This window comes from Staphylococcus sp. EG-SA-15 (genome assembly GCF_017151895.1).
Taxonomy (GTDB): Bacteria; Bacillota; Bacilli; order Staphylococcales; family Staphylococcaceae; genus Staphylococcus; species Staphylococcus aureus.
Genome location: NZ_JACVZN010000002.1, coordinates 167,425 through 183,210, shown reverse-complemented (window position 1 = coordinate 183,210; position 15,786 = coordinate 167,425). Strand labels below are relative to the sequence as shown.

The following is a 15,786-nucleotide window of genomic DNA, read 5'->3' as shown; positions in this document are numbered from 1 at the left end:
ACGATAAACATATATAACTAAGTATTGAGCAACTGCTGTAGTACTACAGCTTGGTTATGTTTAGTATCTTTTGCTGCATATAACAATAGAACATGATTATGCTGATTTACAATATCCTTTAATTTTTCAAAAGCATCTTTTTGCGCATCCTGATCACGTAATTCTTTTTCATATTTTTCTTTAAAAGCTCCAAAAAGTTTAGGATCATGTTGGAACCATTGTCGCAACTCAGTAGAAGGGGCAATGTCTTTTAACCAATAATCTAGGTTAGCAGTTCTTTTCGAAATACCTCTCGGCCAGACTCTATCGACTAGGATACGAATAGCGTCGGTATTATCTTTATTGTCATAAATCCGTCCAATATCTACGGTCATCTTGTGAACTCCTTTCTTATGAAATTCAGTGAGCATACATCAATGCATGTTGTGGTGGGACGACCAAATAAATTTTGCGAAAATATCATCTCTGTCCTACTCCCAATTAAAAAACAGCCATGACAAAGTAAAGTCATAGCTGTTTTGGTATAGATGTCATTTATTTTTACGTTTAGTTAAATACTTCAAACCAACTGCAAAGACCGTGTACCCGGCTATGGTTTGTATCAATGTTTTAATTAAATTATTATTTTTAACAATAATATTTGCAGTAACAATACTTACGAAATATAATGCAAATACTTTTACGTAACGTTGATTAAGTTTCATATGAGCACTAAACCTCTTTTCTCAGTTATACTGCAACGCTTAGTCTTGGAATAAATGTTTCGTAGTGTACGCGATCCATATCGTAATTTAAAGATTTAAGTGCTTCGATCATAGATTGTAAGAATTTTGTACCACCACAGATATAAATTTCAGGTTTATTTGCTAAAAATACTTGTAATTCTTCAGCACCAATATAGCCTTGTTTATCTTTTAAGTGTGTATATAATTTAGCGTTGTCATGATGGCTTGCGATACTGTTGAAGTTGTCTTTGAAAGGTAAATGTTGTTCATTTTCAGCAACTTGAACCATCTGTGTATCTAAACCTTTGGCAGAGGCAGCTTCATACATAGCTACTAAAGGTGTAACACCAATACCTGAACCTAAGAAAAGTTGTGGTTCAGTCGTATTCTCTAATACGAATCCACCTACAGGCGCAGCTAAATTAATCATATCGCCTTCTTTAATCTCATCGTGTAAAATTGTTGAAACTTCGCCTTCATGTTCTGTTGTGACATCACGTTTAACGCCAAAAGTTAAATGGTTTTTTTCACCTGATACGATAGAATAGTGACGTTTAGCTCTATATGGAAGTTTATCACTAGAAACATCAACTGTGATGTATTGGCCTGGTGTAAATTCACTAAAGTCATATTCTTCAGTTTCAACTGTAAATGATTTAATGTCTTCAGATTCTTGTTTAATATTGGTAATTTTGAATGGTTTAAAACCAATCCACATCATTTGATCATAAATTTCTTTTTCAATTTGGATGAACACATCCGCAATAACGCCATATGCTTTTGCCCAAGCTTGAATGACAGGGTCATTTTCTTCTAATCCTGTCACGTCTTGAATGGCTTTTAATAAATTTTTCCCCACAATTGGATAATGTTCAGCATAAACTTGTAGTGCGCAGTGTTTATATGCGACTGGCATAATGACTGGTTTAATAACACTTAAGTTATCGATATTAACCGCTGCGGCCATTACAGCTTGTGCTAATGCTGAAGATTGCATGCCTCGTTTTTGGTTCGTTTGATTAAACATGTTTAAAAGTTCAGGATGCGCTTTAAACATTTTTGGATAAAAGATTGACGTAATTTCTGTCCCTTTCTCTTTAAGTAAAGGCACCGTTTGTTTGATAATGTCTTTCTCTTGTTCTGTAAGCATGATACTCCTCCTTTAATCTGTATATTTTGATTATTCTACTAAAAATTTCGATATTCAATTAATTGGTTTGAGAAAATATAAATAAAATGGCAAATTTGATAATTGTATGACATTTTTAATTTTTTAAATACTTATCAATAAGCATTGTGTACAATTGTCTGTTTGCACACCGACGATTGAGCGCATTTATTTGACTAATTCAAAAAACATTGTTGTTTTCCTAGAAAAAAGTAAACATGATAATAAAAATGTGAAAGTGTAAATAATCACTGGCGAAGTACGAAGACTAAAGACATCTAAGATGTAATCGTATACAAATTAAAAAGGTGTAAAAATTAAAATAAAATGTGAAATAAATCACAATTTAATATTGACCCAGTACTTAATGCATGTTACATTTTATATGTGAAATAAATCACAAACTTAAAAGCGGATGACACATGACCTTTTAAGTTATGCGTTGAAAATAAAAGAGATGTTTATTTGCTTTTGTATCGTCAATAAGCAGCATTAAACTAACATATTTGAAGCTACATGTATGTTAGTGAATTAATCATAAGGGAGTTTTTGTAATGAACAAATTTAAAGGGAACAAAGTTGTATTAATAGGTAATGGTGCAGTAGGTTCAAGCTACGCATTTTCATTAGTGAACCAAAGCATTGTTGATGAATTAGTCATCATTGATTTAGACACTGAAAAAGTTCGAGGAGATGTTATGGATTTAAAACATGCCACACCATATTCTCCAACAACAGTTCGTGTGAAAGCTGGCGAATACAGTGATTGTCATGATGCGGATCTAGTTGTCATCTGTGCTGGTGCTGCACAAAAACCTGGAGAAACACGTTTAGATTTAGTATCTAAAAACTTGAAAATATTCAAATCAATTGTTGGTGAAGTAATGGCATCAAAATTTGATGGTATTTTCTTGGTAGCTACAAATCCTGTTGATATTTTAGCGTATGCAACATGGAAATTCTCTGGTTTACCTAAAGAACGCGTTATAGGTTCTGGTACAATTTTAGACTCTGCACGCTTTAGATTATTGTTAAGCGAAGCGTTCGATGTTGCGCCACGTAGCGTCGATGCTCAAATTATTGGTGAACATGGTGACACTGAATTACCAGTATGGTCACACGCTAATATTGCGGGTCAACCTTTGAAGACATTACTTGAACAACGTCCTGAGGGCAAAGCGCAAATTGAACAAATTTTTGTTCAAACACGTGATGCAGCATATGACATTATTCAAGCTAAAGGTGCCACTTATTATGGTGTTGCAATGGGATTAGCTAGAATTACTGAAGCGATTTTCAGAAATGAAGATGCCGTATTGACTGTATCAGCATTATTAGAAGGCGAATATGAGGAAGAAGATGTTTATATTGGTGTTCCAGCAGTCATCAATAGAAACGGTATTCGCAACGTCGTAGAAATCCCATTAAACGACGAGGAACAAAGCAAGTTCTCACATTCAGCTAAAACATTAAAAGATATTATGGCTGAAGCAGAAGAACTTAAATAACTTTTTATAAAATCTATACCATTCCAAAAATTGTAAAACCTTACCCCAAAAAATTGTATAAAGGGCTATTTGATACAACTATATGTGTCGAGTAGCCCTATTTTTAATGTAGTGAAAGTCGTTGTTGAAATTAAATTCAAATCTGGCACTTAAGCTTTAATCATAGCATTAAGATGATTGTCTAGCAGAGGCGATTTGCGGGCTCACTACAGTGCATGATGAACTTAATGCTTCAAATGTAACATTAAAAATAAAAGCAACGATGTCACTTCTTACTTCGTACATCGTTGCCATTAGTTCTGTTGATATTTCGGTTAGTCTTAATCCCCGAGCAATTCTTCAATTTCATTTTTGATAACTGTAACGTGAGGCCCATAAATTACTTGCACACCAGTGCCTTGCTGGATTACACCTTTGGCACCAGTACTTTCGAGTAATACTTTATCGACTTTGTCATTTTGATGAAGTGTGACGCGTAGTCTCGTTGCACAACAGTCAACGATTTCAATGTTATCTTTGCCTCCCAAACCAGCAACAATTGTTTGTGCTCTTTCAGTAGCCTCAACTTGTTGTGCTGCAGCTTTATCTTCTCGACCAGGTGTTTTGAAATTAAATTTCGTAATTAAGAATCTGAAAACGATGTAATACAAACAGAACCACACAATTCCAATAGGTATGACGTATAGGTAGTTTGTTTTACTATTACCTTGTAGCACACCAAAAAGTAAGAAATCGATAAAGCCTCCACTGAAGGTTTGACCAATTGTAATGTTGAAAATGTCTGCCATCATAAATGCTAATCCATCAAAGAAGGCATGGATTACATAAAGAATAGGTGCGACAAACAAGAAACTAAACTCTAAAGGTTCGGTAATACCTGTTAAAAATGAAGTGAGTGCAGCGGATAACATTAAACCGCCGACAACTTTTTTATGTTCAGGTTTAGCTGTGTGATAAATTGCAAGTGCGGCACCACATAAGCCGAACATCATCGTAATAAAACGGCCTGACATAAAGCGTGACACACCTGAATAATACTTCGTCACATCTGGATCACCAAGTTGAGCAAAGAAGATGTTCTGCGTACCTTGAACTAAGTGCCCTTTGACTTCTAAAGTACCACCAAGTGCCGTCTGCCAAAACGGTAAGTAAAAAATATGGTGTAAACCGAGTGGACCTAACAATCTTAAGATGAAGCCATAAACAAAAGTACCGATGGCACCTGTTTTCGTTACAAATCCACCAACATGGTAAATGCCGGCTTGTATGCTTGGCCAAATGAAAAACATCAATACACCTAAAAAGATTGCGGCAAATGCTGTGACAATAGGGACAAATCTAGAGCCACCAAAGAAACCTAAATACGGTGGTAATACCACTTTGTGATATTTGTTGTGAAGTATTGCAGTCATAATACCTGTGATAATCCCGCCAAAAACACCGGTTTCAACCGTTTGTATACCGAGCACCATGCCTTGTCCATTTTGTGCAAGCTGATCTTTTGCCAATGTGCCCGTGATAGTTAATAAGCCATTCATAGTTGCGTTCATAATTAAGAAACCGAGCAGTGCAGCTAAACCTGCAGTACCTTTATCGCTTCTAGATAATCCGATTGCGACACCAATGGCAAAGATGACCGGTAAATTTTGGAAAACAATACTACCTGCAGCTGACATTAATGTAAAAATATTTTGTAATAAGGTAATATCTAAAATAGGGTATGCTTTAACGGTGTTTGGATTACTTAATGCACCACCGATACCCAACAATAGACCTGCAGCTGGTAAGATTGCGATAGGTAACATAAAGGACTTGCCGAACTGCTGTGCTTTTTCAAATAAAGATTTCATCAACATCCCTCCTAATTATTCTCAATATAGCTTTTGAGAAATTTAATATCAATATATATTCTGTGTATGAAAATATTTTTCATAAAAATTGTTTGAATCATGTAACAATCATATAAATTGCTGTTTATATTGTTGTGAAAATGAGTTGACAAAAGTCGGTATAGATATGTAGACATCCTATTTTTAGCGAGGTAGGTTGATAAGGCATATCGGATAAATTTATAAGCCATAAAATAGATAAATAGTGTTTGTATCCAAAAATATGAGAAAGTTAAAACTATTTTTCAAAATAAACATGATTCACCACATAAATAAATATACATAAGCTATCGATAACAACTTAAGAAAGGTGGATATATAAATGAAAAGAAAGATTATTATGGATTGTGATCCAGGACACGATGATGCAATAGCATTAATTTTAGCGGGGGCAATTGACAGTCCACTAGAGATATTAGCTGTAACCACAGTCGCAGGTAATCAATCAGTTGACAAGAATACGACAAACGCCTTGAACGTATTGGATATTATGGGACGCCAAGATATAGCAGTAGCGAAAGGTGCGGATAGGCCGTTAATTAAACCAGCTGCCTTTGCTTCTGAAATACATGGGGAATCTGGATTAGATGGTCCGAAACTACCGTCGACACCATCACGTCAAGCAGTTGCAATGCCAGCATCAGATGTGATTATAAACAAAGTGATGACGAGTGATACACCTGTAACAATTGTAGCGACAGGTCCTCTTACGAATGTAGCAACGGCATTGATTCGTGAGCCAAGAATCGCTGAGCATATTGAATCTATTACTTTGATGGGTGGTGGTACATTTGGAAATTGGACGCCTACAGCAGAATTCAATATTTGGGTAGATGCTGAAGCAGCGAAGCGTGTTTTTGAAAGTGGGATTACTATAAATGTGTTTGGTTTAGATGTAACACATCAAGTTTTAGCCGACGATCACGTGATTGAACGCTTTGAAAGTATCAATAATTCTGTTGCACAATTCGTCGTAGAATTATTGCAATTCTTTAAGAAGACATACAAGACTCACTTTAATATGGACGGTGGTCCAATACATGATGCTTGTACAATTTTGTATTTGTTACAACCAGAATTGTTTACAATGGTACCCGTTAATATCGACATTGAACATCAAAGTCCACTAACTTATGGTACTATGGCTGTCGATTTAAATCATGTTACAGGTAAGCCTGCCAATGCTTATTTTGCTACAGCAGTTGATGTTGAAGAAGTGTGGAACTTGATAGACCATAAGTTACGTACATACGAATAATAATACTTAATTAAATAGATACAGTTAGCCCTAAGGCGCCTGATATAAGCGTCCTTAGGGTTTTTGTATTGGATTACAATGGTCATGACAATTTGATAATGATTGAGATATGTATGTTAAAAATGCTTCAAAAAACACAAAATACAAAAATATATTCAAAATTTCAATTGCTTTATTTTAAAAGATTAAAATCACAAAAAATATAGATATAATTGAAATGTTGTTAAAACATCACAATGATGTACATGCTCATTTTGAAAATATGTGTTCAAAGTGTGTACATCGGTGTGACGATTGATGATAAATTGAGCTCAGATGCTCAAAGGAGGATCGAACATGAACGGGGATAATCAGCAAATACTCAGAGAAATTGTATTGAATCCTACTATTCATGGTAAAGAACTTGAATCGATATTTGGTTTGTCTCGTAGACAACTAGGATATCGCATTCAAAAAATCAATTTGTGGCTTGAACAAGAGGGTTATCCAAAACTTGAAAGAACAAGCCAAGGAAATTTTATTGTAAGTTCTTAAATCATGACGTTATTCAAACGAGATGTATCAGAGCAGCAAATGTTAAACGGCAACAATGTCATTTTTAGCATAGAAACACGTCGTTATTATTTAATGCTCATGCTTTTTAGTAAGGAAAACGCAATGTCTCTAAACCATTTTTCAATTGATTTACAAGTCAGTAAAAATACTGTCATTCACGATATAAATCATGTGAAAGAGCAATTGGAAAATCATGGTTTGTCAATTAAGTATTCTCGAAAACATGGTTATGAAATTGTTGGTGATGAATTTGAAGTTCGCCGTTTCTTCATTAAGTTGATTGATCAAAGGTTGAATCATGATATTACTAAAAGTGAAGTTTTAAAGGCGCTCAACTTAACATTCGAAGATATCGCATATCAAAAAGACAAAATCAAACAGGTAGAACAATTTTTGAAGAGTCGCTTTATAGACAAATCACTTAGTTCATTGCCTTATGTCCTTTGTGTGATTCGTAGACGAATTCAAAGTGGTCATGTGATGAATCCATTAAATATTAATTATCAGTATTTGAGGGATACGAAAGAATATCAAGCAACGGAGATTATGACGCAACTTGAGCCGGATTTGCCAGAAGCGGAAAAGTTATATTTGACATTACACTTACTTTCAACAAGTGTGCAATGGACTGATTTGCAGGAATCAGATAACATATCGAATTTAACGATGGCTATCGCTCAAATGATTCACCATTTTGAACAAATCACTTTTATTAACATTGAAGATAAGGAGAAATTATCACAGCAACTCTTGTTACATTTAACGCCTGCTTTTTATAGGATTAAATATAACTTAACGGATCGTGATGAATTAATAAATCCTTTACAAGGAAATTATCAATCCTTATTTCATATGGTGAAACAATCATGTCAATCGTTAACTGAATATTTCGGAAAATCGTTGCCTGATAATGAAATAGCATATTTAACCATGTTGTTCGGAGGTAGTTTGAGACGTCAAGATGAAAACTTCGATGGCAAGATAAAAGCTATTATCGTGTGTACACAAGGCACGTCAGTATCACAAATGATGTTATACGAGTTGCGAAACTTATTTCCAGAAATTATTTTCTTAGATGCGATTTCACTTAGAACATTTGAAAATTACACATTAGATTATGACATCGTCTTTTCACCAATGTTTGTCCTAACACATAAAAAATTATTTATCACAAAAGTAGCTTTATCTGAAAATGAGCAACGAAAGTTACGTAAAGAAGTGATGAAGTACATTAATAAGGAATCGGCTGACATTGATAAGGAAATAAACAAGTTAATGGCATTAATTGAACGCACTACGACAGTTAATGACATTACAGAACTACGTGATGGTTTAGAAGATTTTATTGCGAATTATAATTCAATTTCAACCATTAATGGATCGATTGTCACACAAAATAAGACATTAGATTTAGCTGACTTGATACCGGCAAGGCACGTGAAAAGAATGCATCATGTTGAAAATATTGTTGAAGCTATTGCTAAAGCAAGTGATGTGTTAGTTGCTAATCATTTTATTGATATTAAATATATTCATGAGATGCAACAGGTATTTGATGATTCGTATATGGTTATCATGCAAAATATTGCTATTCCACATGCATACTCTGAAAAGCATGTACATAAAACAGCGATGAGTATGTTGATATTACAAGAACCAATATACATGTCAGATGGCACAGCAATCCATATTATTGTACCTATTGCTGCTGTTGATAAAGTGACACACTTAAGAGCGTTACTACAATTGAGAGATGTGGCGCAAGACAATGACGCAATTAAGCGCATCATACAAAGTCGCAAAAATTCTGATGTAAATGAGATTTTAAAAAATTATTCAAATAAAGAAGCGAGGGAAAATGGATGGGACAGCAATTAGTGCATAAAGAAAATATAATGCTCAATTTGTCGGCAACTGATAAAGAATCCGTATTGTCACAAATGTCAGAAGTGTTATTTCAAAATGGGTTCGTGAAGTCAACGTTTAAAGATGCAGTCATCGACAGAGAAAAAGAATTTGCTACTGGTTTACCAACGCATCTATGTTCGGTCGCTATACCGCATACAGATGTCGAACATATTAACCATAGAACGATAGGTGTGGCTGTTCTAGAAAAAGAAGTGCCGTTTATTGAAATGGGAACACTTGATCAACAGACAGAAGTGAAAATCGTTTTTATGTTAGCAATGGATAAAGTAGATGATCAACTTAAGTTATTACAACAGTTGATGCAAATTTTTCAAAGTGAAGAAAAATTGGAGCAGATTCTGCGAACGAAAGATGAAACAATTTTAGCAACACTAATCAATGATTATTTGGAATATAACTAAAAATTAATTGGAGGAATTGAAAATGAAACAAGTATTAGTAGCGTGTGGTGCAGGTATTGCAACGTCAACAGTAGTAAATAATGCAATTGAGGAAATGGCAAAGGAACACAATATTAAAGTAGATATTAAACAAATCAAAATTACAGAAGTTGGACCTTATGAAGACACTGCAGATTTATTAGTTACAACTGCAATGACAAAAAAAGAATATAAATTCCCAGTTATCAACGCACGTAATTTCTTAACTGGTATTGGTATTGAAGAAACAAAACAACAAATCTTAACAGAGTTACAAAAATAACGGAATTGATATGTAACGTGGGTCAATAACATATAAATATATGCAAATTGCATATAAATGACTATCACGACAAATGATTGTTGATGACATAGAAACGCAGTGACTGTAATTCAAAGGGACTGCAGTCGAATGTAGTAAGGGTTGTCGTTGAAATGACCGTAACGTCAAATGTAATCACAATCGGAAAGTATCGTGACAATGCATATATAACAGGGAGGGTTTAAATATGAGTTACTTCACTGATTTTGTAAGGGGATTTTTAGATTTAGGTGCAACTGTTATTTTACCGGTTGTCATATTCTTGCTTGGCCTATTCTTTAGGCAGAAAATTGGAGCGGCATTTAGATCTGGTTTAACAATAGGTGTGGCTTTTGTAGGGATTTTCTTAGTCATCGATTTATTAGTTAAAAATTTAGGGCCAGCAGCACAAGCGATGGTTAAAAATTTAGGCGTCAGTCTGAATGTGATTGATGTAGGTTGGCCAGCAACATCATCTATCGCTTGGGCATCATCTGTCGCAGCATTTATTATTCCACTCGGAATCATAGTTAACGTTGTATTGCTAGTAACTAAAGTGACAAAGACGATGAATGTAGATATTTGGAATTTTTGGCATTATACGTTTACAGCAGCAATGGTTTATGCCGTATCAGGCAGTATTTGGCAAGCGTTATTAGCAGCAGTTATTTTCCAAGTTATCTGTTTGAAAGTAGCAGATTGGACAGCACCGATGATGAGTGAGTTCTTTGATTTACCAGGTGTATCGATTGCGACAGGAAGCACAATTTCTTATGCACCAGGTATTTACTTAGTTAAATTGTTACAAAAAGTACCCGGTCTGAATAAGTTAGATGCTGATCCTGAAACAATTCAAAAACGTTTTGGCGCATTTGGAGAGTCTATCTTTGTCGGCTTAATTTTAGGTTTAGGTATTGGTGTGTTAGCAGGTTACAAACCTGGAGACATCATTAATTTAGGAATGTCAATGGCTGCAGTAATGGTATTAATGCCTAGAATGGTAAAAATCTTAATGGAAGGTTTAATGCCAGTTTCAGAGTCTGCAAGAACATGGCTAAATAAACGTTTTGGCGAACGTGAAATTTATATTGGATTGGATGCGGCTGTAGCATTAGGTCATCCAGCGGTTATTTCGACAGCATTAATTTTAGTACCTATCACTGTTTTATTAGCTGTTATTTTACCAGGAAACCAAGTACTACCTTTTGGTGACTTAGCAACGATACCATTTGTTGTCGCGTTTATTGTTGGTGCAGCAAGAGGAAACATTATTCATTCTGTCATTGTGGGTACGATTATGATTGCAATTTCACTATATATTGCAACAGACGTAGCACCTATTTTCACAGATATGGCGAAAGGTACGAATGTACAAATGCCAAAAGGTTCATCTGAAATTTCAAGTATTGATCAAGGTGGTAATATCGTTAACTATCTTATCTTTAAACTATTTAGTCTATTCAATTAAAAATCGAGGTGTTTGTGGTGAAAGCTTTAGTAAAAACAAGAGAAGGACATGGCAACTTAGAACTTCTTGATAAAGAAGTTGCAACACCGCTAGATGATAAAGTAAAGATTAAAGTTCATTATGCAGGAATTTGTGGCACAGATATTCATACTTATGAAGGTCATTATAAAGTTAATTTTCCAGTGACATTAGGTCATGAATTTTCTGGTGAAATCGTTGAAGTTGGAGCAGACGTTAAAGATTTTAAAGTTGGTGACCGTGTCACTTCTGAAACGACATTCTATGTTTGTAATGAGTGTGAATACTGTGAATCAAAAGACTATAATTTATGCAACCATCGAAAAGGTATTGGAACACAAGTTGATGGCGCATTTACTAATTATGTCATTGCACGTGAAGAAAGTTTGCATCATATTCCAGATGAAGTATCGTATCAGTCTGCAGCTATGACAGAACCATTAGCATGTGCACATCATGGCGTTTCTAAGATTCAAGTGAACTCTGGCGATGTAGCAGTTGTAATGGGACCTGGGCCAATCGGATTACTTGTAGCACAAGTGTTAAAAAGTAAAGGCGCAACTGTTGTGGTAACTGGATTGGACAATGACAAAGTCAGATTAGATAAAGCAGAAGCATTGCACATGGATTATGTAGTCAATTTACAACAAACAGACTTAAAAACGTATATCAATGGAATTACAGACGGTTACGGTGCAGATGTTGTTGTTGAATGTTCAGGTGCAGTTCCAGCAGCACGACAAGGTTTGGATATTTTACGCAAAAAAGGTTACTACAGTCAAATAGGTATTTTTAAGGATGCTGAAATTCCATTTGATATGGAAAAAGTGATTCAAAAAGAAATAACAGTTGTTGGTAGTAGAAGTCAAAAGCCAGCAGATTGGGAACCTTCATTGCAACTTATGGCGGATGGTTTAGTAAATGCTGAAGCTTTGGTGACAAAAATATATGATATTTCGAAATGGGACGAGGCGTATCAACATTTAAAATCTGGCGAAGGTATTAAAGCATTACTTAAGCCGCTCGATTTAGATGAAAATGAAGGAGAGAATTAATATGGTAGAATCAATGCTAACTTTTATGCTTGGGCCATTAAGACAAATCACTGATTTTTATATGGAACATTTACTCGTAAGTAATTCCATTGTCATTGCAGGTTATTTTGCGACAGGTATTTTTAAAAAGAAAAAAGTTGTGAATTAAATCAAATTTGAGGTGATTTACAAGTGAAAGCATTGAAATTATATGGCGTGGAAGATTTACGGTATGAGGATAATGAAAAGCCAGTCATTGAAAGTGTGAATGACGTTATTGTTAAAGTACGAGCGACTGGCATATGTGGTTCAGACACGTCACGATACAAAAAAATGGGGCCATACATTAAAGGTATGCCATTTGGTCATGAATTTTCAGGTGTTGTAGATGCCATTGGAAGTGATGTTACGCATGTTAATGTAGGCGACAAAGTGACAGGTTGCCCAGCAATACCTTGTTATCAATGCGAGTATTGTTTAAAAGATGAATATGCACGATGTGAAAAGTTGTTCGTCATTGGCTCATATGAACCTGGATCGTTCGCGGAATATGTCAAATTGCCAGCGCAAAATGTTTTAAAGGTACCAGACAATGTTGATTACATTGAAGCAGCAATGGTTGAGCCATCAGCCGTTGTTGCGCATGGGTTTTATAAATCGAATATACAACCTGGTATGACTGTTGCAGTAATGGGGTGTGGCAGTATAGGATTGTTAGCTATTCAATGGGCACGAATATTTGGTGCTGCGCATATCATCGCTATAGATATAGATGCGCATAAACTAGATATTGCAACATCATTGGGCGCACATCAAACAATTAATTCAAAAGAAGAAAATCTTGAGAAATTCATCGAAAATCATTACGCCAATCAAATCGATTTAGCTATAGAATCATCAGGTGCTAAAGTTACGATTGGTCAAATATTGACGCTACCGAAAAAAGGTGGCGAGGTGGTATTACTCGGAATACCATATGATGATATTGAGATTGATCGCGTTCATTTTGAAAAAATTCTGCGTAACGAGTTGACAATATGTGGCTCTTGGAACTGTTTGTCCAGTAATTTTCCGGGCAAAGAGTGGACGGCAACCTTACATTATATGAAGACGAAAGATATTAATGTAAAGCCTATTATTTCTCATTTTTTACCGTTAGAAAAAGGCCCGGAGACATTTGATAAATTAGTTAACAAGAAAGAACGATTTGATAAAGTCATGTTTACGATTTATTAGTATGCACCTTTGAGGACGAAAACGCTGGTATAGTTATAGCTATGAAAGTGCGAATGCCGTCTGGTCTACAGATACTATCGAAATAATTCATCTTCGAATATACGTTGCTAAATAGCCGGTTTACTTGTGTGAAATATGCTTGTGAATCGGTTGTTTTGCATTTTGTATACTTAAAATGAGATGACAATATTTGATAATTTTTAAAGTGAAAATCAAGTACAGCCACTTAATAAGATAAATTTATTATAATATATGGTAAAATGATGGCAGTAATAATGAATTTGAAAAAGAGTAAACATTAATACCTTTAACAATTTAATATCGTCAGTGTTAATGATTAACTGCATGGCAAAACAACTTAGAAAGGTCAGTTACAAAAATACATTTTTATAAAAAATTATCACACTATTGCGACAACTACCTTTGACTTAATAAAAGAGGCAAGTGAGCAATAGGTTAGGCTTATGTTCGGGCATAGGTCAGTAATGTATAAATGGAAATGATGTAATGACAGAATGGAGGACAACATGATTTATGCAGGTATTTTAGCAGGAGGTATTGGTTCGAGAATGGGGAACGTGCCATTACCAAAACAATTTTTAGATATTGATAATAAACCGATTTTAATTCATACAATTGAGAAGTTCATTTTAGTGAGTGAATTTAATGAGATTATTATCGCAACACCAGCACAGTGGATTTCCCATACACAGGATATTTTAAAAAAATATAACATTACAGATCAACGTGTCAAAGTAGTTGCAGGTGGTACGGATCGAAACGAAACAATTATGAACATTATCGACCATATTCGCAATGTAAATGGAATTAATAATGATGATGTGATTGTAACTCATGATGCCGTAAGACCATTTTTAACTCAACGTATTATTAAAGAGAACATTGAAGTAGCGGCAAAATATGGTGCAGTAGATACAGTCATTGAAGCAATTGATACGATTGTAATGTCTAAAGATAAACAGAACATACACAGTATCCCTGTAAGGAATGAAATGTATCAAGGCCAAACACCACAATCATTTAATATTAAATTATTACAAGATAGTTATCGCGCCTTAAGTAGTGAACAAAAAGAAATCTTATCAGATGCATGTAAAATCATTGTCGAATCTGGACATGCAGTTAAATTGGTACGTGGAGAACTATACAACATTAAAGTGACAACACCGTATGATTTAAAAGTAGCAAATGCCATTATTCAAGGTGATATTGCCGATGATTAATCAAGTATATCAACTCGTTGCACCGAGACAGTTCGACGTCACATATAATAATGTTGATATTTATGGTAATCATGTCATCGTAAGACCTTTATACTTGTCTATTTGTGCAGCTGATCAAAGGTATTACACAGGTCGAAGAGATGAAAATGTACTGCGCAAAAAATTGCCAATGTCATTAGTTCATGAAGCTGTTGGTGAAGTTGTATTCGATAGTAAAGGAGTATTTGAAAAAGGTACGAAAGTAGTAATGGTGCCGAATACACCTACAGAGCAACATCATATTATCGCGGAGAATTACTTAGCCTCTAGTTATTTTAGATCTAGTGGTTATGATGGTTTTATGCAAGACTACGTTGTGATGGCACATGATCGTATCGTTCCGCTGCCTAATGACATTGATTTGAGTACGATTTCATACACAGAGTTAGTGTCAGTAAGTTATCATGCTATACAACGATTTGAACGTAAATCTATACCTTTGAAAAACAGCTTTGGTATTTGGGGTGATGGTAACTTAGGTTATATTACTGCTATTTTGCTACGTAAGTTGTACCCAGAAGCTAAAATTTATGTATTTGGTAAGACAGACTATAAATTAAGTCATTTTTCATTTGTAGATGACATCTTTACAGTAAATCAAATACCAGATGATCTTAAAATTGATCATGCATTTGAATGTGTTGGAGGTAAAGGAAGTCAAGTTGCACTTCAACAAATAGTTGAACATATTTCACCAGAAGGCAGTATTGCTTTGTTAGGCGTAAGTGAATTACCCGTGGAAGTGAATACACGATTAGTACTTGAAAAAGGATTAACGTTGATTGGTAGTAGTCGAAGCGGCTCTAAAGATTTTGAGCAAGTTGTTGATTTATATCGTAAGTACCCAGACATTGTTGAAAAGTTAGCATTATTAAAAGGACATGAAATTAATGTATGTACGATGCAAGATATCGTCCAAGCGTTTGAAATGGATTTATCGACATCTTGGGGAAAAACAGTATTGAAATGGACGATTTAATAAACCGATGGGGGAA

15 protein-coding genes and 2 pseudogenes are annotated in these 15,786 nt (G+C 34.8%); 13 read left to right on the top strand and 4 right to left on the bottom strand.

What is annotated here, in order from left to right:
• Window positions 1-17 precede the first annotated feature (17 nt).
• From IDG64_RS02920 to IDG64_RS02910, 3 genes are all read right to left on the bottom strand, one after another.
• Window positions 18-374 carry a DUF488 domain-containing protein gene (locus IDG64_RS02920; RefSeq protein WP_000215216.1) on the bottom strand — a complete coding sequence of 119 codons (357 nt, stop codon included), beginning with the start codon at window positions 372-374 and terminating at the stop codon, window positions 18-20.
• A 156-nt stretch (window positions 375-530) separates the two neighbouring features.
• Window positions 531-704, bottom strand: a complete 174-nt coding sequence (locus IDG64_RS02915) for a hypothetical protein (protein WP_000773989.1) — start codon at window positions 702-704, stop codon at window positions 531-533.
• A 25-nt stretch (window positions 705-729) separates the two neighbouring features.
• Window positions 730-1,875, bottom strand: a complete 1,146-nt coding sequence (locus IDG64_RS02910) for a globin domain-containing protein (protein ID WP_000954810.1) — start codon at window positions 1,873-1,875, stop codon at window positions 730-732.
• A 154-nt stretch (window positions 1,876-2,029) separates the two neighbouring features.
• Between IDG64_RS02910 and IDG64_RS02905 the strand changes: the two genes are divergently transcribed.
• Window positions 2,030-2,137: a hypothetical protein gene (locus IDG64_RS02905; RefSeq protein ID WP_001789859.1), complete on the top strand. Its 108-nt coding sequence runs from the start codon at window positions 2,030-2,032 to the stop codon at window positions 2,135-2,137.
• A 310-nt stretch (window positions 2,138-2,447) separates the two neighbouring features.
• Window positions 2,448-3,401, top strand: coding sequence for an L-lactate dehydrogenase (locus IDG64_RS02900; RefSeq protein WP_001031883.1), 954 nt, complete (start codon window positions 2,448-2,450; stop codon window positions 3,399-3,401).
• Window positions 3,402-3,721: 320 nt separating this feature from the next.
• Here the strand turns inward: IDG64_RS02900 and IDG64_RS02895 are convergent, their stop codons facing one another.
• Complete coding sequence (locus tag IDG64_RS02895) at window positions 3,722-5,251, bottom strand: PTS transporter subunit EIIC (RefSeq protein ID WP_000838204.1); 1,530 nt, start codon at window positions 5,249-5,251, stop codon at window positions 3,722-3,724.
• A gap of 361 nt (window positions 5,252-5,612) precedes the next feature.
• On the opposite strand from IDG64_RS02895, the gene IDG64_RS02890 reads away from it, so the two are divergent.
• From IDG64_RS02890 to IDG64_RS02840, 11 genes and pseudogenes are all read left to right on the top strand, one after another.
• Window positions 5,613-6,548: a nucleoside hydrolase gene (locus IDG64_RS02890; RefSeq protein WP_000823217.1), complete on the top strand. Its 936-nt coding sequence runs from the start codon at window positions 5,613-5,615 to the stop codon at window positions 6,546-6,548.
• 109 nt (window positions 6,549-6,657) lie between these two features.
• Window positions 6,658-6,754: pseudogene (locus tag IDG64_RS02885) on the top strand (hypothetical protein).
• A 130-nt stretch (window positions 6,755-6,884) separates the two neighbouring features.
• Window positions 6,885-8,981 (top strand): annotated as a pseudogene (locus IDG64_RS02880) (BglG family transcription antiterminator).
• Window positions 8,966-9,433 (top strand): PTS sugar transporter subunit IIA, encoded by a 468-nt coding sequence (locus IDG64_RS02875; RefSeq protein WP_000531481.1) that lies wholly within the window; start codon window positions 8,966-8,968, stop codon window positions 9,431-9,433. The pseudogene IDG64_RS02880 and the gene IDG64_RS02875 overlap by 16 nt, the downstream one beginning before the upstream one ends.
• A gap of 22 nt (window positions 9,434-9,455) precedes the next feature.
• Window positions 9,456-9,734, top strand: coding sequence for a PTS sugar transporter subunit IIB (locus tag IDG64_RS02870; protein WP_000815795.1), 279 nt, complete (start codon window positions 9,456-9,458; stop codon window positions 9,732-9,734).
• A 226-nt stretch (window positions 9,735-9,960) separates the two neighbouring features.
• Window positions 9,961-11,220 carry a PTS galactitol transporter subunit IIC gene (locus IDG64_RS02865; RefSeq protein WP_000120109.1) on the top strand — a complete coding sequence of 420 codons (1,260 nt, stop codon included), beginning with the start codon at window positions 9,961-9,963 and terminating at the stop codon, window positions 11,218-11,220.
• Window positions 11,221-11,237: 17 nt separating this feature from the next.
• Window positions 11,238-12,293 carry a zinc-binding dehydrogenase gene (locus tag IDG64_RS02860; protein ID WP_000646195.1) on the top strand — a complete coding sequence of 352 codons (1,056 nt, stop codon included), beginning with the start codon at window positions 11,238-11,240 and terminating at the stop codon, window positions 12,291-12,293.
• A gap of 1 nt (window position 12,294) precedes the next feature.
• Window positions 12,295-12,441 carry a hypothetical protein gene (locus IDG64_RS02855; protein WP_000230358.1) on the top strand — a complete coding sequence of 49 codons (147 nt, stop codon included), beginning with the start codon at window positions 12,295-12,297 and terminating at the stop codon, window positions 12,439-12,441.
• A gap of 23 nt (window positions 12,442-12,464) precedes the next feature.
• The gene (locus IDG64_RS02850; RefSeq protein WP_000645613.1) at window positions 12,465-13,508 is read left to right on the top strand and encodes a galactitol-1-phosphate 5-dehydrogenase; all 1,044 of its coding nucleotides are present in this window, start codon (window positions 12,465-12,467) and stop codon (window positions 13,506-13,508) included.
• 527 nt (window positions 13,509-14,035) lie between these two features.
• Entirely contained in the window at window positions 14,036-14,752 is a 717-nt protein-coding gene (locus IDG64_RS02845; RefSeq protein ID WP_000638475.1) for a 2-C-methyl-D-erythritol 4-phosphate cytidylyltransferase, read from the top strand.
• Complete coding sequence (locus tag IDG64_RS02840) at window positions 14,745-15,770, top strand: alcohol dehydrogenase catalytic domain-containing protein (RefSeq protein ID WP_000610180.1); 1,026 nt, start codon at window positions 14,745-14,747, stop codon at window positions 15,768-15,770. The genes IDG64_RS02845 and IDG64_RS02840 overlap by 8 nt, the downstream gene beginning before the upstream one ends.
• Window positions 15,771-15,786: the final 16 nt, after the last annotated feature.